Origin of the sequence: Corallococcus macrosporus DSM 14697, from assembly GCF_002305895.1 — a bacterium.
Lineage (GTDB): Bacteria > Myxococcota > Myxococcia > Myxococcales > Myxococcaceae > Myxococcus > Myxococcus macrosporus.
Window position 1 is genome coordinate 4,461,021 of record NZ_CP022203.1, and the last position, 21,835, is coordinate 4,482,855.

Here is a 21,835-nt window from a genome sequence, read left to right on the forward strand (position 1 = left end):
CACTGGTACGGTCCTCCGCGCTCATGACGGCGAGGCGAAAGTTCCTGGTGGTGGCGGTGGGGGTGGCTGCGGCCCTCAGCCTCGTGTCCGTCGTGGACGCGAAGGGCTTCCGCCGCTACCTCTCGCTCCGGCAGGACGTGGAGTCGGTGCAGGCCCGCAACCGCTCCCTGGCCGCCCAGAACGAGGCCCTGCGCAGCGAGATTGCCGCCCTGCGCAAGGACCCGGCAGCGCTGGAGCGCGCCGTTCGTGAGGAGCTCGGCTACGTGAAGCCGGGCGAGATCGTCTTCCACCTGGAGTCCCCATGACGTCGCTTCCCGAGTTTCCGTCTCCCGGAAGGTTGCTGCGTCTCGCGGTCCGTTCCATCCCCGCCGCGGCCGCGCTCGCCACGTTCATCCACCTGGCGCGCGGCGGCTTCCGCGGACTCCAGACGCTGGGGTGGACCGAGGCGGCCCTGGTGGGCTGCCTCCTGGTGGGCATCGCCGTGGCCGCCTGGCGCCGGGCCATGCGCGGCGCGGTGGGCGCCGTCATTGATTTACGGGACGACCTGGAGCTGGGCGGCGCGCTCCTCTCCGCGGCCTTCGTGGTGGTGGCCATTGGCGGCGGGGATCTGTTCCCCATCGTCTACCTGCTGATGGCGTTCCTGGTGGCCTTCCTGCCGCGCAACGCGGGCCTCACGCTGCTGGGCGTGGCGCTGGTGTTCGACGCGCTGGTGACGCTGGGCGGGCCGGTGCCCAACGCCACGGGCTACCTGACGCACGCGGCCTTCCTGGCCCTGTTCTCCGGCCTCTACCACCTGGTGCTGGCGGCCCGCATCGCCGCGGCGCGCCGGGCGGAGAGCGACGCGGTGCAGAAGCGCATCCGCGAGGTGGAGGAGCGCGCGCGCACCTTCCGGCTGGTGTCCTCCGGCACGCAGGACAGCTTCAGCGGGATGAGCTCGGACGAGAAGTGGCTGGTGGCCTCGGTGAAGGAGATTGAGGGCGCCGTGCAGGCCGCGCTCGAAATCGCGGAGACGGGGCTGCGCACGAACACCTGCGCCGCCTTCCTGCTCACGTCGGATGACCGGAGCCTCAAGCTGTACGACTGCCGCTCCGGCTCCGAGCGCGTGCAGCGCGAGCGCTTCAACGCGGGGGAGGGCATCATCGGCGGCGTGCTCAAGCGCCGCGCCCCGGTGCGGATGAACTCGCCGAACGGGCTCAAGGGCGTGACGCACTACGAGAGCGGCGGCCCCGCGGTGCAGGCGCTGCTCGCGGTGCCCATCCTGGAGGCCAGCGGCCTGGTGCGCGGCGTGCTGGTGGCGGACCGGCTGGCGAACGAGCCCTTCAGCGACCAGGACGAGAAGCTGCTCTCCATCATCGCCGGCGAGGTGCTGCGCTCCATCGAGGTGGAGCGGGTGATGAGCTACATCCGCAAGACGCGCGACGAGAAGGACCGCTTCTTCCGCGCCATTGAAGAGCTCAACCGCGCGGGCAGCCCGGACCAGGTCTTCGTCGCGGTGCTGGAGAGCACCCGGCAGCTCGCGGGCCTGGACTTCTGCGCGGTGACGCTGGTGTCCGAGGTGGACGGCAAGCGGATGCACCGCGTGGTGCGCATGTCCGGTGTGACGGCGCAGGGCCAGGCGCTGTCCGGCCAGAGCTTCGAGGACAACAACGGCCTGGTGGCCAACGTGGTCCGCTACGGGGCGCCGCTGCCGGGCCGCGACATCAAGGCCATGGACCGGCAGATCATCTTCGACGACGAGACGCAGATTCGCGGCCTGGGCGCGCTGAAGATCTTCCCGCTGGTGGCGGGCGACCGCATCCTGGGCACGCTGGTGGCGGGCTCGCGCAAGAAGGCCGCGTTCGAGCAGGACGTGCTGCGGATGATTGAGGTCATCGCCATCCAGGCCGCCCAGGCGGTGCTGCGCGCGCAGCTCTACGAGCAGATGGAGCGCATGGCCACCACGGACGGCCTCACCGGCCTGTTCAACCACCGCACCTTCCAGGCGAAGGCGGACGAGGTGCTGGCCCAGTCCCGGCGCTACCAGCGCAAGTTCTCCCTCATCCTCACGGACGTGGACCACTTCAAGAGCGTCAACGACACCTACGGCCACCCGACGGGAGACCAGGTGCTCAAGGGCGTGGCCCGCATCATCAAGACGATGGCGCGCGACACGGACATCGTCGCCCGCTACGGCGGCGAGGAGTTCGTCATCATCATGCCGGAGACGGACGCCAAGGGCGCCTTCACCATCTCCGAGCGCATCCGCGAGGCCGTGAAGGCGGAGACGTTCCAGACGGAGATGGGGCCGCTGAAGATCACCATGTCGCTGGGCATCGCCACCTTCCCCGACAGCGCCATGGAGAAGCAGCAGCTCATCGACCTGGCCGACCAGTGCCTCTACCACTCGAAGCGCAACGGCCGGAACCAGTCCGTCACCGTGGCCATCATGCAGGGCGGCCGGAAGCTCCAGGCGGCGAACGCTTCCTGAGTCGAGTTCGTGGTCCGTGAAGAGGAAGGGGGCCGCCGGTGACGCGCGGCCCCCTTTGTCGTTTCAGCGGATTACAGCGAGCGCAGGAACGCCAGCAGCGCGTTGCGGTCCGCGCTGTTCATGTTGGCGAAGTTGTTCCGCGCCGCCTGGCCCTCGCCGCCGTGCCAGAGGATGGCCTCGGCCAGGTTGCGGGCGCGGCCGTCGTGCAGGTAGGCCTCGCCGCCGCTGACGCCCGCCGTCAGGCCAATGCCCCAGAGCGGAGGGGTGCGCCACTCGGCGCCCGTGGCCTGGCCGTCCGGCAGGTTGTCCGCCAGGCCCGCGCCCATGTCGTGCAGCAGCAGGTCCGTGTACGGACGGATGGTCTGCCCGCGCAGCTCGGCGTGCGGGTGGAAGTTGCTGGTGGTCAGCGTGGCGGTGTGGCACCGCGCGCAGCCCGCGTTGTGGAACAGCGTCTCACCGCGCTGCACCGTGCCGTCGGCCAGGCCGCGGCGCGCCGGCACGCCCAGCAGGGAGATGTAGCGCGTGAGCTTGTCCAGCTCCGCGTTGGCCAGCTCGGTGCTGGTGCCGGAGCAGCCCTGCTGCGAGGGGCCGCAGTCCAGCGACGGGAAGACGGACGTGGTGACGCCGAGGTCGCTGTTGAGGGCCTCGGCCACCTGGTGGCGCACGGTGGCGGTGCTGGCCTTCCAGCCGAAGCGGCCCAGCCGCGTCTGGCCCGTCTGCGGATCCCTCACCTGGTGCATGCGGCCGGAGATGCCGTCCCCGTTGCTGTCGTTGGGGTCCGCCAGCCCGGCGATGGTCGTCTCGGCGACGGCCTCCAGCAGGCCCATGCCCACGAGCTGCGGGGTGATGCGCGCGGAGAAGTTCGTGGGCGTGTTGTTGAGGAAGCTGTAGTTGGGCCGGCGCAACTGGAAGCTGGTGCCGTCGCCGTAGGTGCCGCTGGTGGTCGTCCAGCCGGAGATGCGGGCCTCGGCCTCGGGCGTGCCGCTGGTGCGGCGCGGCTGCAGCCGGAAGCCGAGGAACGGGTCCGCGGCGCCGTTGGACTGGCCCACCTTCACCACGTAGTTCGTCAGCGTCGTGTTGTTGCCCGGGGGCAGGCCGCGGCCGTTCTGCACGTGGCAGGCGACGCAGGACGGGGCGACGTAGTTGGGGCCCAGCTTGCCCTGGTGCTGGGTGAGGGCGGGGTTGCCCGCCTCGGAGTGGCTGCCGTCACCGAAGTGCGTGTGGTGGATGCGGCGTCCCTCCACGAAGGGCTGCGCGCTCACCGGCGCCAGGTTGTTGGCCATCTGGAGGAAGCGGTTGTCGGGCTCGTTGGACTGCGGCGAGCTCAGGGTGGTGCGGCCACCGCTCCAGCCCGCCTCCGGCATGGGGATGGAGTCCCGGATGGAGCCCGTCACATCGAAGGGCACCACGCCGCCCGAGCCGACCATGTAGAGGTACGTGGTGGCGTAGTAGTTGAAACGGCCTTCCACCGGTTGACGAAGGAAGACACCCACTTCCAGTTCCATGCGGTCACCCACGCGGATGGCCCGGCCTTCCTTGGCGTTGAAGTTCACGCTGGACGTGAAGTGGTAGTCGTTCACCCGGGTGAACTGGGCGTTGTGGAAGTACTCCGCCACGGTGCCCAGCCCGCGGAAGAAGGCGCGGAAGTCGGGGCGCTCGTAGGGGGCGACGGGGTACAGGTTCACCGTGATGCGGTTGCCGCCCTTGGCGACCTCGTCCACGATTTCGATGTGGTGCGTGCGCGCCTGGAAGTACAGGGGCAGGTAGTGGTCATACGCCTGGAACATGTCCTCGCGGGCGTGACGGTCGCGGACGCGATCTCCCACGCGGGTGATGATGGCGGACGACGTGTCCTGCACCGTGGAAGGCTCCAGCGCCGTGCTGCTGCTGTACAGCGGGACGATGGGACCAATGGGGCCCGGCGGAGGCGTCCCCGCGTCCGTGGGCGGCGGCGTGCCCGAGTCCGGCGGGGGAGGCGGAGGGTTGGTGCCCGAGTGCGTGTAGCGCGTCCACGCCGTGTCCCGCGCACAGTTGCAGGACACGTCCCAGTACGTGAATGAGTAGTCGATGGTGTCGCCGGCGGAGAGGCCCGTCACCGTGTACTGGTTCCGGCCGTTGACGATGCCCATCCGATAGTTGAGCTGCCCCTGGTTGTTGCGGACGTAGTGGATGTCCGCCCAGGCGTTGGTGTCGACGAAGAAAACCGCGGACGAACCCGAAGGCGTGACTCCGTAGGTGGCGGCGAACGCGTCGCCCACCAAGAGGGTTGCGACCAGTACGGCAACGGCCATTCCTGTTGTTCTGTTGCGCATCGTTGTCCTCTCCAAGCGATCCACTCCGGGCGCGGATTGGGGAGATTCTCCATCGTCCGAAGGAAGTCTGATTCTGAGGCACGGAGGCGCGAATTCCTATGGAGTTCGTTAAATCCATCTAATCCTGTCGGCTCGGCGACGGTGGCTGGCAGGGCCTTCCACGATTGACGCGACAGGCCAGAGGTGGGTTGGCGCGCGGCGTCGTGGATGGCGGAAACCGTTGCTCCTTCGCTGCGGGCATGGTGGATGCGAGGCAGGAGGGTGGCCCTGGTACCGCTGGCGGTGACGACGAGCACGAAGGTGGACGCGGCGTTGGTGCGCGAGGCCCGCGCCGTGGCGGCGCGGTGGAGCGTGCCCTTCCTGCCGCGCCGCGCGAAGGAGAGCGTGGCGCCGTGGCTGGGGACGAAGGCGGCGGCGCTGCTGGTGGTGGGCGGTGACGGCGTGACGCTGTGGGACGCGGAGGGCTCGTTCGGCTTCCACGCGGGCATGGCGCACCTGCGGCGGATGCGGCTGCGGGAAGGGGAGCAGGATGCCTTCGTTCGGGTGGCGGAGCTTCGCGCCGGGGACGCGGTGCTGGACTGCACGTTGGGGCTGGGGCAGGACGCCATGGTGGCGTCGCTGGCCGTGGGACCCACGGGGCGCGTGGTGGGCCTGGAGGCGAGCCTGGCGCTGGGCGCGGTGGCGGGGGAGGGGCTGCGGCGCTACGCGCTGGGCGAGGACTCGGGGCCCATCGAGGTGGTGCACGCGGACGCGCGCGCGTACCTGAAGACGCTGCCGCCGCGCTCTTTCGACGTCGTCTTCTTCGACCCGATGTTCGCCAGGCCGCGCAAGGCGCAGCCGGCGTTCGACATGCTCCGCCGCTTCGCGGAGCACGCGCCGCTGACGCAGGAGACGCTGGCGGAAGGCCGGCGCGTGGCGCGGCGGTGGGTGGTGGTGAAGGGCGCCAAGTACACGGATGACCTGCGCAAGCTGGGCCTGGCGGATGAGCCCGGCTCGCGCTTCACCGATGTTGTCTGGGGGCGCGTGGGGCCCTTGCCCGAGCCATGAGGGAAGGGCTCACGGGTGGACCGGCGGGCCTCCCGCGCGCGGTGTCCACAGCATGCCCAGTTGCAGTGGCACGGCCTCGAAGGGCTCGGCGTTCACGGTGACGTCCCCCGTGAACAACTGACTGCGGACCCAACTCGCCTTCCCGCGCCGATAGACCTCCAGCGACTGCCGCACCGGGTCGATGAGCCAGACGTTTCCGACGCCCTCGCGGAAGTACAGCGGCATCTTTCGGGTCCGGTCCAGGCTTCGCGTGGAAGGGGAGAGGACTTCGCACAGCCAATCCGGGGCGATGGTCAGCCAGGGCAGTTCGGGGTCCGAGGGCTCCGGCACTCGGTCGCGGCGCCAGCCAGCCACGTCGGGCACCAGCACGTCGCGAGCGAAATGGAGCTCGGGTTCAGCGAGGAACCACCAGCCGCCAGGACCCTCAGGCGAGAGTTCGAAGGGCGGTGAGAGGAGGCTGGCCAGCCGGTAGGCCGCCCGCAGGTGCCCAAAGGCGGGCCGGGGCGAGGCATACAGCGCGTCGTCGACAATTTCCCCAACCCAGCCGACCGGAAGCTGCTCGATGTCCTCGTAGGTCGCCGGCTTCCGACTCTTTCCCCTGCCCATGCCCGCACCTCTCCCTGGATGGAACCCTTTTCATCCTCAGGCTAGCACCCAGCCCTGTGGGTCGGCTACCTGACAGGTTCCCATCCTAATGGAGGGTCTGACACGTCACCCGCGGCCTACTCGTTCTCCGCGCCCCGCGGGGGGCCTTCGCCGCCCATGGGGGACAGGCGCGCGGACAGGGCTCCGGCCTGTTCGTGGGCCATCTTGTCCCGGGGCGAGCGGTAGTACTGCATGGGCGAGTGGTGCAGGAAGTTCGACACCCGGCTCGTGTAGAGACAGGCGTACTGCTCCACCTGGTAGCCAAAGCGGCTGTTCTCGTTGCCTTCCTTGAACAGCAGCCCCCAGTACGGGTTGAAGCCTTCCTCCACGTCGTGCTCCAACGTGTCGGCGACCTCGTTGGCCTCCTTCAAGGCCCGCCGCATCCGGTCCAGCTCCAGCTTCGTCTGCTTGCGGAGCTCCTCCACGCCCAGGCGCTCGTCCGGCGCGAGCTGCTCGCGCTCCAGCCGCCGCTCCAGGAGGTTGAGCAGCGTCTTGTGGTGGTTCACCTCGTCATCCAGGCGCTCGCGGAGCACCTCCACCTGCGACAGCGTGCCGATGTCCTCCTGGCGCGTCGCGGTGTACGTGATTTCGTCTTCAATCTCCTGCACCACCATGCACGTGCGCCACAGCGACGACTTCTTCGACTTCAAGATGTCGCCGTAGATGTGGTCGCCCACGTACAGGATGTTCTCCCCGCGGTAGCCCGTCAGCTCCTCGAAGCGCGCCAGGTTGCCGCCCGAGTACACCTTGCCGCGATCCAACGACGTGGCCTCGCCCACCACGCGGCCTTCCTCCGTGGACGCGTCCAGCTCCAGGAAGGGACGTGAATCCGTGAAGAAGCCCGGCTTGCCCGCGGACGTCACCACCACGTCGAAGTAGTTCCGCCAGCTCGGGTACTCCGCGAGCTGCCCGTCCAGCAGGTACTTCATCACCGCGTCCGTGTAGTCCCACGCGGAGTTCGTCAGCAGGAACAGCCGCTTGCCGCCCGAGCGCAGCTTGTGCAGCGCCGGCCCCAGCTCCGGGTCCAGGAACACGTAGCGCGCCAGGTCCTTGCGCACCTCGCGCTTGAGCGAGTTGTCCCGGTGCACCGTGTCGATGGCCTCGCGGATGTCGTCGTACAGCTTGCCGTACCGCACCGTGTGGCCCAGCGACTCCAGCAGCTCGATGATGCCCGCGTACAGGCACGTCTCCGGCAACGCGAACAGCGTGTCGTTCCAGGCGAACTGCGGGTTGCGCAGCCGCACCCGCTTGTTGCGGTACAGCTCCCGCCACACCTCGCGCTTCAGCGGACGCAGCCCGTGATAGGCGCGCCCCACGTGGCCGAAGCGGTCCATTTTCAGGATGTTGCCGTTCACCCGGTCCACCGCCAGGCCGCGCATCACGAAGTGGTGGTCGTACAGGAGCCCGCCCACCACCGGCGGATAGCCGTACTCGCTCACCAGCTTCGCCAGCGTCATGTCGAACGAGAGCTGCTCCAGCCGGCGCATGTGATAGATGGCCAACGTGTAATCCATGTCGAAGCCGAACAGCTCGACACTGGCCATGCGCAGGTTGCGGTTGACGAAGATCTCCCGCGCCCGCTGCACCACCTCCCGGCGCTCGCGGGGGGACGTGAGCAGCCGCGTCAGCTCCTCATCGGCGAGCAGCCCACCGGCCCTGCGCGCGGCGTCCTCGGCGCGGGCTCGATTGAGGGGAGAGCGGAAGCTCCCGTGAAGCGGGTCCGGCGCGGGCCCACCCGGGATGGGACGAAACGGGGAAAGTGACGGTGCCAAGGGACCACGACTCATAACACGCGTGTGGGCGGGACCGGCTCTCTCCTTGCCGGGTTCCGAGCGGGCATGGCACGCTCCGGGGTCTGCGATGCGCTCGCCCACCCGACGACAGCCCTCGGAGGCCCCCGAGGCGGTTCAAGCTCGCCTGTCCGCCCGGATCGCCGCGCTCGAAGACCGGGTCCGCCGGCTGGAGGCCCGGCTGCGCCTGAAGGCCGCCCCGGAGTCCGCTGCCCGACGGACGGCCCAGCGCGCGGCCGAGCCCGCCCGCCCGGCCCGGGCCCGCCCCCGGTGCCCGGGTTGCACCCTGGAGCTGCCTCGCGGGCGCCGCGGCGAGTCGTGCGTGTGGTGTGGCTTCGTCTTTTCCGCCGTCACGCGGCGCCGTCCGGCGCGAAAGAAGCGATGAGCGCGACGTACCGGCTGACGGGCAAGGTCGAAGGCGGCGAGCTGGCCGAGCTGTACCAGGGCATCGAGCTCCCCGGCATCCCGGTGGTGGTGAAGCTGTTCCACCCCCGGACGTCCGATCCGGCCTATGCCCATGACCTGGCGGAGACGACGCGGCTGCTCCAGCCCGTGCGGCACCCGGGCATCCTCCACGTCGTGGACCTGGGCGTCGTCCGCCAGCGCCTGGCCGTGGTCCGCGAGGACGTGGACGGCTTCACGCTGGGCACGGCGCTCCAGCGCCTGCACTCCAAGGACGTGATGCTGCCGCCCACCGTGGCGCTCCACATCGTCATCCAATTGCTGGAGGCGCTGCACCAGGCGCACGAGGCGGGCGTGGTGCACGGCGCCATCACCCCGGGCAACGTGGTGCTGTCGCAGGACGGCCTGCCCGCGGTGTGCGACTTCGGCGCGCTGCGCGCCCTGATGGCCGTACCCCAGCTCCGCAAGTCCTTCGGCCACCGGGGCCGGGGCACCTACCGCGCGCCGGAGGTCACTCGCGGGGAGCCGCACTCCGCGCAGTCGGACATCTATTCGCTGGGCGCCATCGCCTACGAGCTGCTCACGCAGCGCGAGCCCGTGGTGTCCGGCAGCGGTGGCGTGTCCACGCGGCGCAGCGAGTCCCTGCCTCCGCCCAGCCGGGTGGACCGGCGCATCAACTCGCGGTTGGATCCGCTCATCCTCCGCGCGCTGGAGCCCACGCCCCAGCGCCGCTTCCGCTCCTGCGGCGAGTTCGCGGCGTCCCTCCGCAACCACCTGGCGGCCAGCGGCGGCATGCCCACGGCGGACGACGTGCGCCGCTTCGTGCGCGAGCTGTTCCCGAATGAGATGAGCCTCGTCAGCGCGGGGGCGCCGCCGTTCAAGGAGCCCTTCACGCTGGAGCCCATCTCCGGGGCGGAGATGGACGACCTGCGCGCGGAGGAGCTGGAGAAGTCCGTGGTCCAGCGGGCGCCGTACAGCCGCTCGCTGACCGCGGAGGACGAGGCCGACGCGGAGACGGAGCAGGCCTCCGGCCCCATGTTCGAGGACTACCGCCCGGAGCTGTACGAGCCGGACATCGCGGACGTTGCCACCCGGCTGCGGCCGCCCGCTCGCGCCAGCGCGGCCCCGCCCGCGGACGAGGAGACCGGCCCCGCTCCCGCCGGGCCCCTGGAGCAGGGCTGGGAGGCGCCGCCCGGAGCCGCCCCGCCCAAGCCCCGTCGCCAGCAGGCCGCGGCGGGGAGCGGCCACACCCGCATCGGGCGCAACCCGCGCCTGAAGGTGGTGGAGGACTTCTCCTCGCCGGAGCCGTCCGAGGACGACGAAGGCTCCGTGTCCGTCTCCGCGCCCGGGCGCCGGGGCGCCCGCGTTCGCCGGGCGCCCGCGGAGGCCAAGGGGCCCAAGACGATTCCAGACGCGCTGCCCGCGGTGCATCCAGCCAGGCCGCGGGGGCGCGACGACATCGCCATGCCGCCCTCGGATCCGGCGCTGCCTTCGACGTCGGACGTGCACCGGCGCCTGGTCAGCGCGGAGCGGCGCCTGTCCGTTGCCCGGCACCGGTACGGCCGGCGGCTGGGCATCGCGGCGGCCATCGCCGGGGTGGGGCTGGTCTCCTTCCTGTTCGCCGCCTGGCAGCGCGACGGGAACGACGCGAAGGCGCTGGAAGAGGCCCCGGTGGAGGCGCCGGCCGCGAAGGCCGCCGAGGGGCCTCCGCCGCCCATGCCCATCGCGCCGCCAGAGGAGGCCCGGCGGCCCCCGCCGCCAGCGCCGGCGCCGCGCGAGGACGCGGAGGACGCGGCCGTCGAGCCCAAGGTGCCTCCGAAGTCCCAGCGCGCCTATGTCACCATCACCACCAACGTGCCGGCGACCGTCTATGTCGACGGCGCGCGGCTGAACCGCCGTACGCCCCTCAACCGATACCCCGTCAGGATGGGCACCCGGCGCATCAAGCTGGTGTCCGTCGCCACCGGTGAGCCCAAGGAGCTGGACCTGCGCCTCAGGCGCGGACAGCACCTCAAGGTGCTGGTGGATTCGTTCACGCTCCCGAGGCGCTGAGACCATGGACCCGACCCGTATCTTCGTCGTCGAGGATCAACCCCAGCTCCTGAAGAACCTGGTGAAGGTGCTGGCCACCTTCCCCGAACTGGAGGTGGTGGGCACCTCCCAGGAAGGGGAGGCCGCGGTGGAGGACATCGTCCAGCTCCGGCCCCAGCTCGTCCTGTTGGATTTGGAGCTGCCCGGCATCAACGGCATCCAGGTGACGCAGCGGGTGAAGCGCCGCGCCCCGGAGGTGGAGATCCTCATCCTCACGTCGTTCGACGACGAGACGAAGGTCTACGAGGCCATCCAGGCCGGGGCCTCCGGCTACCTCGTGAAGCGGGTGGGGCCGGAGAAGATCCGCTCCGGCATCCAGGAGGTGATGGAGGGCGGCACCGTCCTGGAGCCCATCATCGCCCGGCGCTTCTGGAACTACTTCCAGTCCGTCCAGGCGAAGTCCACCCAGGAGGAGCAGAAGCCGGAGAACCCCTGGAACCTCACGCCGCTGGAGTTCGAGGTGCTCCGCTACGTGGCCAAGGGCCTGTCCAACGCCGAGGTGGGGCACGTGATGACGCTGGAGCGCCGGACGGTGCGCACGCACCTGTCTCATATCTACCGGAAGATGGGCGTCAACTCGCATGTGGAGGCCGTGGTGATGGCCTTGCGTGCGGGTGTCGTGGATCTATAGCCACGCTCTGGCTAGGTTCGGGGGACCTATGCCCAAGGCTTCCCCGAGCAAAGTGCCCACGCGCGTGGCGGACCCCGCCCTCGAGTCGCTGTTCGACGTCCACGAGGCCACGCTTCCCAACGGCCTCCAGGTGCGGCTGGTGGCCAACCACCAGGCTCCCGTCGTCAGCCTCTACACCGTGTTCCAGGTGGGCAGCCGCAACGAGCGGCCCGGCATCACCGGCATCAGCCACCTGTTCGAGCACATGATGTTCAACGGGGCGAAGAAGTACGGCCCCAAGATGTTCGACAAGACGCTGGAGTCCAACGGCGGCCGCTCCAACGCGTACACGTCCAACGACTTGACGGTGTACTACGACGACTTCTCCGCCGACGCGCTGGAGACGGTGTTGGATCTGGAGTCGGACCGGATGCGCTCGCTGCGCATCTCCCAGCAGACGCTGACCAGCGAGCGCGAGGTGGTGAAGGAAGAGCGCCGCGTCCGCGTGGACAACGACATCTTCGGCCTCATGGACGAGGAGCTGGGCACGCTCGTCTACAAGGCGCATCCCTACCGCTGGCCCGTCATCGGGTGGATGGCGGACATCGAGGCCATCCGCCGCGAGGACTGCCAGGAGTACTTCCGCACGTACTACGCGCCCAACAACGCGGTGCTGTACATCGTGGGGGACATCGACCCGAAGAAGACGCTGGCGCTGGTGCGCAAGTACTACGGGAACATCCCCCGGGGCCCCGCGCCCGCGCCGGTGCTCAACGCCGAGCCCGAGCAGAAGGGCGAGCGCCGCGCCGAGGTCCGACACCCCGCGCAGTCCCCCGCGCTGATGCTGGGCTTCCGGGGCCCCGCCGCGAGCAGCGACGACACCTTCGTGCTGGACGTCATCCAGTACGTGCTGACGAAGGGGGAGGGGAGCCGGCTGGTGCGCTCGCTGGTGTACGAGCAGAAGCTGGCCGTGTCGCTGATGCTCGACTGGAGCTGGCGCATCGACCCGGGCACCATCCTCTTCTACCTGGCGCTGAAGCCGGACTCCGACCCGAAGCAGGTGGAGGCCGCGCTGTACGCCGAGCTGGAGAAGGTGGCGCGCGAGGGCATCACCGAGCGGGAGCTGCAGAAGGCGCAGAACAACCTGCGCTCGGACCATCTGCGCGAGCTGGCCACGAACAGCGGCCGGGCGCATGCCCTGGGGCACTACGAGGCGCTGCTGGGTGACTGGCGCCGCCTCCTCACGTTGCCCGCCACCTACGCCTCCATCACCAACGACCAGGTCAAGGCCGTGGCCGCGAAGTACTTCGCGCCCGAGGCCCGCTCCGTGGTGACGCTGGTTCCCGCGCCCACCGAGGCCTGAGCCCGGCCCGCACAAGGAAAGTCCACTCGATATGGCCTCTCGCAAGAGCCCCTCCCGCAAGTCTCCCGCCCGCGCGGCGAAGCGCCCCGTCCGCAAGGCGCCCGCCGCCCGCAAGGCCGCGACGAAGCGCGCCGCGCCGCGCGCCACCACGAGCGCCCTCACGCTGCCCTCGCTGCATGAAAGCACCACGTCCAGCGGGCTGAAGGTCATCGCCGCCGAGCGTGGCCCCCTGCCCCTGGTGGCCGCGCGGCTGGTGATCCGCGCGGGCAGCGCCACCGACCCGGACGGCAAGCACGGCCTGGCGGACTTCACCGCCCGGCTGCTGCGCCGGGGCACCCGCCTGCTGGACGCGCAGGCCATCGACGAAGCGGTGGAGTTCGTCGGCGCCAGCCTGGGCGTGGCCGTGAGTGAGGACACCATCTCGGTGGCCATCACCACGCCGTCCGAGCACTTCGCGCAGATGCTCGGCATCCTGGGCCAGTTGGTGCGTGAGCCCACCTTCCCGCAGTCCGAGGTGGACGACGCGCGCGAGCGGGAGCTGGCGCACTTCGCCAACGATCTGGACGACCCGTCCGTCATCGCCGACCGGGCCATGGTCCGCGCGCTGTGGGGGAACCACCCCTACGGCCACGACGTGGGCGGCTCGTCGAAGACGGTGAAGACCTTCACGCGCGACGACGTGGTGCGCTTCCACCAGGAGCGCATGGGCCCCAAGGTGTCCATGCTCATCGTGGTGGGCGCGGTGGACCCGGGCCGCGTGGCGGCCGCGGCGGAGGAGGCGTTCGCGGAGTGGTCGGGCGGGCCGGACGCGCCCGTGGCCGTCCCCTCGCCGGAGCGCATCGCCCAGGGCGGGCGGGTCATCCTCGTGGACAAGCCGGACCAGACGCAGTCCCAGGTGCGGCTGGGCGGCCCCGGCATGCGCATGGGCCACGAGGACTACTTCCCGGCCACGGCGATGAACATTGCCCTGGGCGGTGGCTTCACCTCGCGGCTGATGAACGAGATTCGCGTCAACCGCGGCCTCACCTACGGCGTCAGCTCGTGGTTCGACTCCATGAACGCGGCCGGCGTCTTCGCGCTGTCCACGTTCACCAAGACGGAGTCCACGCGCGAGATCATCGACGTGGCGCTGGCGGAGATTGGCGGCGTCCGGGAGAAGGGGCTCAAGCCGCGTGAGCTGGCGGATGCCCAGTCGTACCTCGCGGGCCTCTATCCGCTGCGCACGGAGACGAACGAGTCCATCGCCGGCAGCATCGCCGAGGCCCGCCTGCACGGGCTGGGGGATGACTGGGTGGAGAAGTTCAGGGATCGGCTGCGCGCGGTGACGCCCAGGCAGGTGGCCGCGGCCGCGAAGAAGTACTGCTTCGCGCAGGCGCCCGCCGTGGTGGTGCTGGGCAAGGCGGACGCGGTGAAGAAGCAGCTCAAGGGCCTGGGCCCCATCACCGTGGTCCCGGCGTCGGAGTACGAGTGACCGACGTCCGCATCCTCTTCGAGGGCGGCGGTGTGCTGGTGGTGGACAAGCCGCCCGGGATGCTCGTCATCCCCGGGCGCGAGGGGGGCCCCTCGCTCCGGGAGCTGCTGGAGACCCAGCGGCGCCAGAAGGTCTTCGTGGTGCACCGGTTGGACAGGGACACCTCGGGGGCCCTGGTGTTCGCGCTGGACGCGGCGGTGCACCGGGCGCTGTCCGGGGCCTTCGAGACGGGCAAGGTGCGCAAGCGGTACGTGGCGCTGGTGGAGGGCCGGGTGGAGGCGCCTCGGATGGTCGATGCGCCGCTGGTGGCCGCGCGCAAGGGACGCATGCGCGTGGCCCGGCCCGGGGAGGCCGACGCCAAGGCCTCGCGCACCCGCGTGCGGCCCGTGGAGACCTTCGAGCGCGCGTCATTGGTGGAGGCCGAGCCCCTCACCGGCAGGACGCACCAGATTCGCGTGCACCTTCTGTCCCTGGGGCACCCGCTCCTGGTGGACCATCAGTACGGCCGCGAGGCGCCGCTGACGGAGAAGGACCTGGGCGGGGAAGGGGACGCGGTGGTGATCGCGCGCACGCCGCTTCATGCCGCGCGCGTGGAGTGGCCGGCCCTGCCGGGGGTCGAGGCGCGCGCCGTGGACGCGCCGATGCCGGGGGACATGGCTCGGGCCCGCGAGCTGCTGCGTTTCATGGTCGTCCAAATGTCTGGGCGATTTGCGTTCATGGGCGCACCGCTTGAAGGGGAAGATGGGAAGACAGAAGAGGAGCCGAAGTAGGCGATTTCGGGTAACGCCGCCCGCCCGGTGCGTGGTGGCAACCGGGGTCCACTCCGAGCGCCAGGATTGGTGCTGACATGGCAGGCTTCCCTTTACACCTTGCCCTTCAAGCGGCCCTGGTACACGTCCCCACCGTGCAGCGAGGCGTGCGCCACCTTCTCCCGGCTGGCGCCCGAATAGGCCGCCGCCGCGGTGCGCCCATGCCCCGGGGCGCGGGACTTCTCTTCCGTCTGGTGATGGGGGCCGAAGACGATACCGGGGTGCGCCAGGGCCTTTCACGCACGTCTGCCGGAAGGACACGGTGGAAAGGTGTACCGCTGAGCTGCGGCGGCTCGGACAGGATGCACTCGGTTCTGGCTCACCAGGGGGCCGCGCTGCGGGACTGGGAGCGGTCCGAGCACCCTCGCTGTCGTGTGTGGCGGGCGGAACCCCATTTGTAAGGACGTGACCATGCGACTCCGCGCCTGCGCCACACTTCTGCTCTTTCTCTCAGCCTGCGCTACGTCGTCGCCGAGCCCGAAAGGCCCAGCGGCTCGGAACCAGAGGGTCGCCAACCTCCAACGGGCGGCGACGCTACCGTGGGCGGATGGCGGGCGATGCGTGGTGCGGGAGGCATCCAACGAATGGGCCGTGCTTGTGGAGCGGTGCTATCACGCGCTCGACCATGACCGAATTGAGTTCCGCGATGTCACGGGAAGATGCAGTGTCGCATCTGCGGGGGGCGCTGCTCTTGGATTGGGCGTCTGCATACTGATAGCACCCGAGATAGTCATTGGAGCCATGATTGTTGTTGGCGTGGTGGTAGTGGCAGTCGCCATCAAAGAGGAGTTGGATGCATACCGGAGGGAATCTCGTGAGCGAGCCAAGCCCGAGACTCAAACACGGCCATCCAATGAGCAGGTTCGTTTGACGCACCGCAAACCCAATTCCGAGCCATCAGGGCAGGACTTGTTTCCTCCGGTGCCTACCACTCCATTGGAGCGAGAGCGCCGCCCCGAGTGCAGGCCCGTCCCTGTGCCGCGCGCCTCCAAAGATGGTCCGCATAACGAGTGTGCCGACAAGTTTCCGCCCAACCGTTATCCCGGCATGGACGTGAGCGTGGGCGGAGTACGCTTCGATGCACTGCAGGTCGGCGTGCGCGTGCTGTGGGAGATCAAGACTCATCAATTTGATGAGTACAATGCCTTTGTCCAGGACATGGAGATCAAGAAGGAACTCAAACAAATTAAGAAGGAGCGAAACATGGCAGTGGCGTGTGGATATGGCTTTGTGATCGGAGTTAGCACCCAAGCGCACAAAGACGCTCTGCTCGCCGAGGATGAGTCCCTCAATATCAGCGTCACGGGATGCCCACGATGACTAAGCAAAGAACCCTCAACCTTATCGCCTACGCGCCTGCGCTCGTGGGCAAAGACGGTCGCGCGGTCGACGTCATCCATGGAATGGAACAGGCACTATCCGGCTTGCGGCTGAAGTGGCGGCTCTCAGACAGCGGGCGCCCCATCTCATTACCACAGCGTGATGCATGGATCCTGGAGAACATTGAGGACGGGGAATTTCCTATTGTCTGCAACGGGGACGTGAATTACCCCGTGACGGTTGATGGAAGGGAAAAGCCGGGACTCTTCAGTCCAGGCGGTCAGCCCCTTTTGGAAGTCCATGCGAAAATGCCACTGTGCGAGGCTGTGATTGCGGCAGCGGCGGCTGTGCTTGAAGCCGTGGCGGAGGGCGCACGCGCCTTCTGGGGGAGTGCAACGCCGTACGCCGCCAAGGTGGACATCGCGTATCAGACAGCACCCACGCTGCAAGGTCCGCCTTCTCCACGCCGGGGTCTGCCCGCCCTGAAACTCCCCCCGCACATACGCTCGCCCGAGATTCCCTATTACCTTGGTTGGATGAACTACTGGTCTGCCGCTGCCGCACAGGCCATCGGGTTCCCAGACCCCGCCCGCGACGCCGACCTGCTCTCACGAGCGCGGCGCACGGCGACGGGGGGATGGGTCGTGCAGCTCTCGGACGCGCCGCTCGACCTGGACAACCCCGCCCACCTGGACGCGCTGAAGCGGGCCTATGAGCGCTTCCCGGAGATTGGCGGACGTGCAGCGCCTTGACTCGATTCGGGGGCTTGGGCGGCCGCGCCGGCGGTAGGAAAGAGCCCCACTGCGCGTGCGTTGGTGATGGTAGCGTGCCCATTCGGGAGGTCACGTACCATTGTTCCAACCTTTGAGATTGGCTCTTCCTCTGGCGCTGGTTCTCGAGTGGGGAGCTACCGCGAGGGCTGAACCGGCACCGGGGGCGCGTGTCAGGCGCGAGCGTTCCGTTACAGTCGCCAGCGCTCCCGCCGACTCGCCGCCCATCATCCACGTCGCGCGGGACACCATGACGCTGCTGTTCTTTCCCTCGCCAATCCAGCGGAAGACCCTCACCTTCGATGAGTCGCGGCTCCGCGTCCTGGATGCCGGCGAGCGCTCCGTCATCGTTCAGCCCCTGACCGATCTTCCCGCTGGCGAACGACAGGAACTCGGAGTCTTCTTCTCGGACGGCAAGGTTCCGGCACGGGCGGCGTTTACGCTCGTGACCGATCCGGCTGAAGTGGATATCCGGATCGAGGTGCAGCGCCCGGCGCCACCGAACGAGACCTGTCCGACGGACGCTCGCGCCCCGACGCCGAAGCCCGAAGATTTCGTGCTGCTTGGCTACTTGGATGCGGAGGGTGTCTCAATTTCCCCCATCAAAGCGACATGGACCGGCGCACGCGGACTTGAACCAAGCCGTGCCGTGTCTTTTCGGGGGAAGGGTTGGATCCTCGTAGACATGATGATCGTCAACGGGGCCGGACAACCCGCCTGGGCACCGCTGGAGGCGACCTTCACAGGTCGGGTTGGCGTGCCTTTGCGTGCGCGGATCGTGACCGACAAGAAGCTCCCGGTTCCTCCCGGAGAAAGCAGGCGCGTTCTCGCGGTCGCCGAAATCCAGGAGGCTGATGCAAGCTTTGTCGCCACCTTGGAGATTCGCGGGGATGGAGGCCGGCATTTGTCGATTCCGGACGTGCAGTTTCCGAAGCCTGGAGCGGGGGTTGCCCAGTGACCAAGCCGATTGCGGTGCCGGCAGTCTCGCTCATTGACGGGTGGCAGGTTTCCAAGACGCTTGGTGGCGGCGGTTTCGCGGTTGTCTTCCTTGGTGAAAAGAACGGCGTTCAGCGTGCCCTCAAAGTAGCCAGGCACCGGGAGACCAGCGGCGACGCCAAGCAGACGCACGCGCGCACGTTGCGTGAGGTGACGTCGCTGCTCATGCTGGACCACCTGAATATCGCCCAGCCGCGAGGGTTCGGGGTCGCGGAGAGTGGCCACCTCTACCTCGCGCTCGACTACGTGGACGGCTGGACGCTCGCGGAGTGGGCCGAACGCAAGCACCCGACGATTCGCGAGCTCCTGAGCGTCTTTGAAAAGCTCGCGAGTGCGCTGGCGTACATGCACAGGATGGGCGTCCTGCATCGGGACCTGAAGCTGCTCAACGTCCTGATCCGGAAGAGTGATGGTGAACCTGTCATCATCGATTTCAGCTGCGCGACCTATACCCTCGCCGAGGACCTGACGGGAGGCGGGTTGCCCCCGGGCACCGAGCGCTATCGGGCCCCCGAACAGTTTCAATTCATGCGGGAACACAGGGACGAGCCCCGGGCTCGCTACGCCTCCCAGGTCTCCGATGAAATCTTCGCGATGGGCGTCATGCTCCACGAACTGCTGACTGACCCGCGCCCTACGGCGCACCGGGCGCGCTTCGACTTGAACAACCCCGCCCTGATGACGCCGTCTCCCCGAACGGTGAACGCGCGTGTTCCCGACGGGGTGAGTGACCTCGTTCTGAGCATGTTGTCCCATGAGCCTTCCCAGCGCCCGGTGGACACCGAGGCGCTCCGTCGCGAGCTGGCGGATCTCCGGGCCCATCCCTCTGACGCCTACGACGTGACGTGCCACCCACCATCGGAGCAGCGACAGGTGGAGTCCGCGCGAGGCGCCCCCCTCGCGGCACTGGCCGTGCTGCCCACGCCCGTTCCCCTCAAGCGGCCGGTTGCCTTGCTGGACCGCCCGCGTCGGCAGGTGTGGCGCCTTGCCGCCATCACTGGCGTCGTCGCGCTCGCAGTCGGTGCGGGCCTCTGGAGTTACTCAGGCGAGGTTGAGGCCCCTGCCACCGAGCCGCACGTCGCGGCGAGCCCGCGTCCTCTCAGCCCCCACCGTTCGGCACCGCCTGTAAAAGCCTCTCCTGCTATGTCACCTCCTGCCCCCACTCCCGTGGCTCCCTCGGGGCCGGAGAGCGCTGCCGCACAGAAGGAAGGATCCACCTTGAAGACCCCGCCGCCTGAAGCGATGACCCAAGGACGCACGTCTCGCGCATCGAAGAAGTCTCCCCCTGCCGTCAAATGCGCGTCGCTGTCGCTCGCCGCGGCGTTGATGGCCGGTTGTCCCAGCGCCCAGATCCGGCCCGAGTCCTTCACCTGCCCGTCAGGGGCGATTGAGGCCATGCAGGAGCACCTGCACTGGACGTCCGGCCAAAGGTTCTTGGTTCAGTTCGACGATCGCTACGCGCAAATGGAAAACGTGTGGTTCACTCCTGGTGCCGATGTGGTGGGGATCGTCCCGAAGGGCATGGACCAAGGCATGCGCCAGTGGGAGCTCGCCCCCGCCGGGACCCGCTTCTACGGCAAGGCCTACTATCTGTCCGACAAGATGGGCCGCGCGGACGGACCGGCGCTCGTCGTCCGGTATGACCGCGTGAAGCTCCCAGGTCAGGACGAGCAGCCCATTTGCTTCGTGGTCGAGGGCGTTGCCCAGGCCTTCACGGACGGCAAGGTGAAAGCGCGCAACTGGGACGTTGGGTCTGTCGTCTACCGCTGGCCTTGAGCCCCTTGGGGGACGTGGCGGGTAGGGGGGCGCTTCCGGCCGTCCCTCGGCGGACCGGACAGGACCTCTTGGGGTAGTTCCCTTGCCGACTATCTCCCAGGTAAGGTTCCGGCACGACGCGTTGGCTTCGGGGCCCGCGCGAATGTGAGGAGGGACGATCGTGTCGGCAATCGAGTTCGGGGTTCCAAGAGGGGCGATTCTCTTCGTCCAGGATGGCTTCCAGTACGAGTTCCGCGACAACCTGGGCGAGGCCCACCACGGGCTGAGCCTCCTTCTGGCGAGGCGCCGCACCCTGGAAGGCCACGTCGAAAAGCAGGTGCTGCTGAAGGCGGTCGGGGTCCCCCGCGATGGGCAATCGTGGGCACGTATCGAGCGCGCCCGGTTGAAGCTCGAAGAGCAAGTGCGGCTCGCGGCGTATCTGGATCACCCCGGAATCGTTCGCGTCCACGGGATACACAAGGGCGAGGGCGGCTGGTACGCCATCACCGACCGGCCGTTGGGGAACAGCGTGAACGACCTGGTAACGGTCGCGGGTGAATGCCGGCGGCGTCTATCGCCCCTCTTCGTGCTGTACGTGGGGGCGCAGGTGGCAACGGCGCTCGCGCACGCTCACGAAGCCGCGGACGAGAAGGGGAGGCCCCTGAACATCGTTCATCGGTCGCTCGACGCGGGGCACATCTTCGTGGACTGGAATGGCGCCACGCAGATCGCCGACTTCGGGCTCGCCCTTTCGGACCTGCCTGGTCGCGTGGCGTCCACCGTGCACCGCTCTCAGGGGGATGCGTTCTACTCGTCCCCGGAGATGCTCCTGACGGGCCGCGTGGATGCGCGCTCGGACCTCTTCGCGCTGGGCAACGTCCTGCTCGAACTGGCGACGGGGAAGAACCTCCTCGACGCCCCCGATACCCTGACCGAGGACGTCAAGGACTCCGTGTCGGTCCGGCAGCGCCGGCGCGTCCGGCAGGCCATCAAGCGGGCCCGGCTGGCGGGGAGTCCGGCCGTGGTCGAAGACGCGATCTGGCGCGCGGCGACCTACACACAGGCGGAGTTGGAGGCGATGACGGATTCGCTCCCGCAGGGGCTGGCCTTGCCGCTGCGCAAGCTCCTTCAACCCCGGCCCGCTGACCGCTACCAGACGGCCCGGGAGCTGGCGATGGACCTGCGCGCGTGGTTGGGCGACGGCGAGTTCTTCGGGCCGGCCGAAGCGGAAGCCGAGCTGAAGGCGCTGATGCAGCAGGCGGGCGAGATGCTCGCGGAGCTGGACATTCGCGCCCCCCGGCGATTGACGGCTTCACATGACGAACTCAGCACGAACTAGCACGCTGTCCGGGTCTTGGCCCCCACGGCCCGGGGGGCTGGCGCCATGTCGCACGGATGGCGCACGCGCCCGCGGAACGGCTTGGGAGGAGGCCGGCGGCGCCAGAGGCGTGCTCGTGGGTGTCCGCCCCCCTTATTGCTCCGGCAGCCAGAACCAGCGCCCATCGGAGCGCAGCGCGCCCGCCAGAAACTCCGAGAATGAGCGCGCGATCTGACGGCAGTACGCCGGGTCCGGGAACGCTTCGTTGTAGCCGTCACGAATCGGGTAGCGGCCGTCCAACTGGTGGCTCACGTCGAGCAGGATGTAGTTGCTGTCTCGCACGTCGCAGAGGGCGTACCAAGACGCGGGCCCCGCCTTGTCCGTGTCCTTCTTCCTCATGGTCACTCGGGCGCGGCGTATCTCCGCGAGCGGGAAGAAGGAGAAGGCGGGGGCATCGGTTCCAAAGAGGTCAGCGCCATCGCAGTGCAGGTAGAAGGCGCGGAGGTCTGCGTCCAGGCGCCACCCAGCACGTTGCTCGAACGCGTCGATTTGAGCTGGCGTCGCAGGGGGCCGCGCGTGGTGGGCGCGGGACACCTCTTCGAGCAACGCGGGCATCTGCATCGGGTCACTCTCCCTGGAAGGGCTCCTGTTACGACTGTATGCGCTACT

18 protein-coding genes are annotated in these 21,835 nt (G+C 68.8%); 14 read left to right on the plus strand and 4 right to left on the minus strand.

Going from position 1 to position 21,835, the window contains the following annotated elements:
- The first annotated feature begins 23 nt into the window (after positions 1-23).
- Positions 24-305 carry an FtsB family cell division protein gene (locus MYMAC_RS18375; RefSeq protein WP_013940332.1) on the plus strand — a complete coding sequence of 94 codons (282 nt, stop codon included), beginning with the start codon at positions 24-26 and terminating at the stop codon, positions 303-305.
- Positions 302-2,467: a sensor domain-containing diguanylate cyclase gene (locus MYMAC_RS18380; RefSeq protein ID WP_043711273.1), complete on the plus strand. Its 2,166-nt coding sequence runs from the start codon at positions 302-304 to the stop codon at positions 2,465-2,467. Before MYMAC_RS18375 ends, MYMAC_RS18380 begins: the two co-directional genes overlap by 4 nt.
- A 71-nt stretch (positions 2,468-2,538) precedes the next feature.
- On the opposite strand, the gene MYMAC_RS18385 is transcribed toward MYMAC_RS18380, so the two are convergent.
- A complete protein-coding gene (locus MYMAC_RS18385) occupies positions 2,539-4,779 on the minus strand; it encodes a di-heme oxidoreductase family protein (RefSeq protein WP_204817711.1) in 2,241 nt (746 codons plus the stop codon).
- A gap of 183 nt (positions 4,780-4,962) precedes the next feature.
- Here MYMAC_RS18385 and MYMAC_RS18390 point away from each other — a divergent pair, with 183 nt between their 5' ends.
- Positions 4,963-5,826, plus strand: coding sequence for a class I SAM-dependent methyltransferase (locus MYMAC_RS18390; protein ID WP_095959018.1), 864 nt, complete (start codon positions 4,963-4,965; stop codon positions 5,824-5,826).
- A 9-nt stretch (positions 5,827-5,835) separates the two neighbouring features.
- Here the strand turns inward: MYMAC_RS18390 and MYMAC_RS18395 are convergent, their stop codons facing one another.
- Together MYMAC_RS18395 and MYMAC_RS18400 are read right to left on the minus strand one after the other, a co-directional pair.
- Positions 5,836-6,432: a Uma2 family endonuclease gene (locus MYMAC_RS18395; RefSeq protein ID WP_013940336.1), complete on the minus strand. Its 597-nt coding sequence runs from the start codon at positions 6,430-6,432 to the stop codon at positions 5,836-5,838.
- Positions 6,433-6,548: 116 nt separating this feature from the next.
- On the minus strand, positions 6,549-8,258 hold the full coding sequence (locus tag MYMAC_RS18400; RefSeq protein WP_043711279.1) for an HAD-IG family 5'-nucleotidase: 1,710 nt from the start codon (positions 8,256-8,258) through the stop codon (positions 6,549-6,551).
- 73 nt (positions 8,259-8,331) lie between these two features.
- On the opposite strand from MYMAC_RS18400, the gene MYMAC_RS18405 reads away from it, so the two are divergent.
- From MYMAC_RS18405 to MYMAC_RS18455, 11 genes are all read left to right on the plus strand, one after another.
- On the plus strand, positions 8,332-8,646 hold the full coding sequence (locus MYMAC_RS18405; protein ID WP_082207229.1) for a hypothetical protein: 315 nt from the start codon (positions 8,332-8,334) through the stop codon (positions 8,644-8,646).
- Positions 8,643-10,715, plus strand: coding sequence for a serine/threonine-protein kinase (locus MYMAC_RS18410; protein WP_239989601.1), 2,073 nt, complete (start codon positions 8,643-8,645; stop codon positions 10,713-10,715). Before MYMAC_RS18405 ends, MYMAC_RS18410 begins: the two co-directional genes overlap by 4 nt.
- A 4-nt stretch (positions 10,716-10,719) precedes the next feature.
- Entirely contained in the window at positions 10,720-11,385 is a 666-nt protein-coding gene (locus MYMAC_RS18415; RefSeq protein ID WP_013940339.1) for a response regulator, read from the plus strand.
- Positions 11,386-11,413: 28 nt separating this feature from the next.
- The gene (locus MYMAC_RS18420; protein ID WP_013940340.1) at positions 11,414-12,727 is read left to right on the plus strand and encodes a M16 family metallopeptidase; all 1,314 of its coding nucleotides are present in this window, start codon (positions 11,414-11,416) and stop codon (positions 12,725-12,727) included.
- 31 nt (positions 12,728-12,758) lie between these two features.
- The gene (locus MYMAC_RS18425) at positions 12,759-14,198 is read left to right on the plus strand and encodes a M16 family metallopeptidase (protein WP_095959020.1); all 1,440 of its coding nucleotides are present in this window, start codon (positions 12,759-12,761) and stop codon (positions 14,196-14,198) included.
- The gene (locus tag MYMAC_RS18430; RefSeq protein WP_239989602.1) at positions 14,195-14,968 is read left to right on the plus strand and encodes an RluA family pseudouridine synthase; all 774 of its coding nucleotides are present in this window, start codon (positions 14,195-14,197) and stop codon (positions 14,966-14,968) included. The genes MYMAC_RS18425 and MYMAC_RS18430 overlap by 4 nt, the downstream gene beginning before the upstream one ends.
- A 450-nt stretch (positions 14,969-15,418) precedes the next feature.
- Positions 15,419-16,327 (plus strand): DUF6310 domain-containing protein, encoded by a 909-nt coding sequence (locus MYMAC_RS38675; protein ID WP_095959021.1) that lies wholly within the window; start codon positions 15,419-15,421, stop codon positions 16,325-16,327.
- The gene (locus tag MYMAC_RS18440; RefSeq protein ID WP_095961618.1) at positions 16,324-17,079 is read left to right on the plus strand and encodes a DUF5953 family protein; all 756 of its coding nucleotides are present in this window, start codon (positions 16,324-16,326) and stop codon (positions 17,077-17,079) included. Before MYMAC_RS38675 ends, MYMAC_RS18440 begins: the two co-directional genes overlap by 4 nt.
- Positions 17,080-17,179: 100 nt before the next feature.
- The gene (locus tag MYMAC_RS18445; RefSeq protein ID WP_095959022.1) at positions 17,180-18,055 is read left to right on the plus strand and encodes a DUF2381 family protein; all 876 of its coding nucleotides are present in this window, start codon (positions 17,180-17,182) and stop codon (positions 18,053-18,055) included.
- Positions 18,052-19,869: a serine/threonine protein kinase gene (locus MYMAC_RS18450; protein WP_095959023.1), complete on the plus strand. Its 1,818-nt coding sequence runs from the start codon at positions 18,052-18,054 to the stop codon at positions 19,867-19,869. The genes MYMAC_RS18445 and MYMAC_RS18450 overlap by 4 nt, the downstream gene beginning before the upstream one ends.
- Before the next feature lie 160 nt (positions 19,870-20,029).
- On the plus strand, positions 20,030-21,187 hold the full coding sequence (locus tag MYMAC_RS18455; RefSeq protein ID WP_095959024.1) for a serine/threonine protein kinase: 1,158 nt from the start codon (positions 20,030-20,032) through the stop codon (positions 21,185-21,187).
- A 132-nt stretch (positions 21,188-21,319) separates the two neighbouring features.
- On the opposite strand, the gene MYMAC_RS18460 is transcribed toward MYMAC_RS18455, so the two are convergent.
- Entirely contained in the window at positions 21,320-21,787 is a 468-nt protein-coding gene (locus MYMAC_RS18460; RefSeq protein ID WP_095959025.1) for an SMI1/KNR4 family protein, read from the minus strand.
- Positions 21,788-21,835 lie beyond the last annotated feature (48 nt).

What these genes read in the sequence shown, in the direction of transcription:
- MYMAC_RS18375 (WP_013940332.1), top strand. Translation starts at nt 24, where the DNA reads ATGACGGCGAGGCGAAAGTTCCTGGTGGTGGCGGTGGGGGTGGCTGCG.
- MYMAC_RS18380 (WP_043711273.1), top strand. Translation starts at nt 302, where the DNA reads ATGACGTCGCTTCCCGAGTTTCCGTCTCCCGGAAGGTTGCTGCGTCTC.
- MYMAC_RS18385 (WP_204817711.1), bottom strand. Translation starts at nt 4,779, where the DNA reads ATGCGCAACAGAACAACAGGAATGGCCGTTGCCGTACTGGTCGCAACC.
- MYMAC_RS18395 (WP_013940336.1), bottom strand. Translation starts at nt 6,432, where the DNA reads ATGGGCAGGGGAAAGAGTCGGAAGCCGGCGACCTACGAGGACATCGAG.
- MYMAC_RS18400 (WP_043711279.1), bottom strand. Translation starts at nt 8,258, where the DNA reads ATGAGTCGTGGTCCCTTGGCACCGTCACTTTCCCCGTTTCGTCCCATC.
- MYMAC_RS18405 (WP_082207229.1), top strand. Translation starts at nt 8,332, where the DNA reads ATGCGCTCGCCCACCCGACGACAGCCCTCGGAGGCCCCCGAGGCGGTT.
- MYMAC_RS18410 (WP_239989601.1), top strand. Translation starts at nt 8,643, where the DNA reads ATGAGCGCGACGTACCGGCTGACGGGCAAGGTCGAAGGCGGCGAGCTG.
- MYMAC_RS18415 (WP_013940339.1), top strand. Translation starts at nt 10,720, where the DNA reads ATGGACCCGACCCGTATCTTCGTCGTCGAGGATCAACCCCAGCTCCTG.
- MYMAC_RS18420 (WP_013940340.1), top strand. Translation starts at nt 11,414, where the DNA reads ATGCCCAAGGCTTCCCCGAGCAAAGTGCCCACGCGCGTGGCGGACCCC.
- MYMAC_RS18425 (WP_095959020.1), top strand. Translation starts at nt 12,759, where the DNA reads ATGGCCTCTCGCAAGAGCCCCTCCCGCAAGTCTCCCGCCCGCGCGGCG.
- MYMAC_RS38675 (WP_095959021.1), top strand. Translation starts at nt 15,419, where the DNA reads ATGCGACTCCGCGCCTGCGCCACACTTCTGCTCTTTCTCTCAGCCTGC.
- MYMAC_RS18440 (WP_095961618.1), top strand. Translation starts at nt 16,324, where the DNA reads ATGACTAAGCAAAGAACCCTCAACCTTATCGCCTACGCGCCTGCGCTC.
- MYMAC_RS18460 (WP_095959025.1), bottom strand. Translation starts at nt 21,787, where the DNA reads ATGCAGATGCCCGCGTTGCTCGAAGAGGTGTCCCGCGCCCACCACGCG.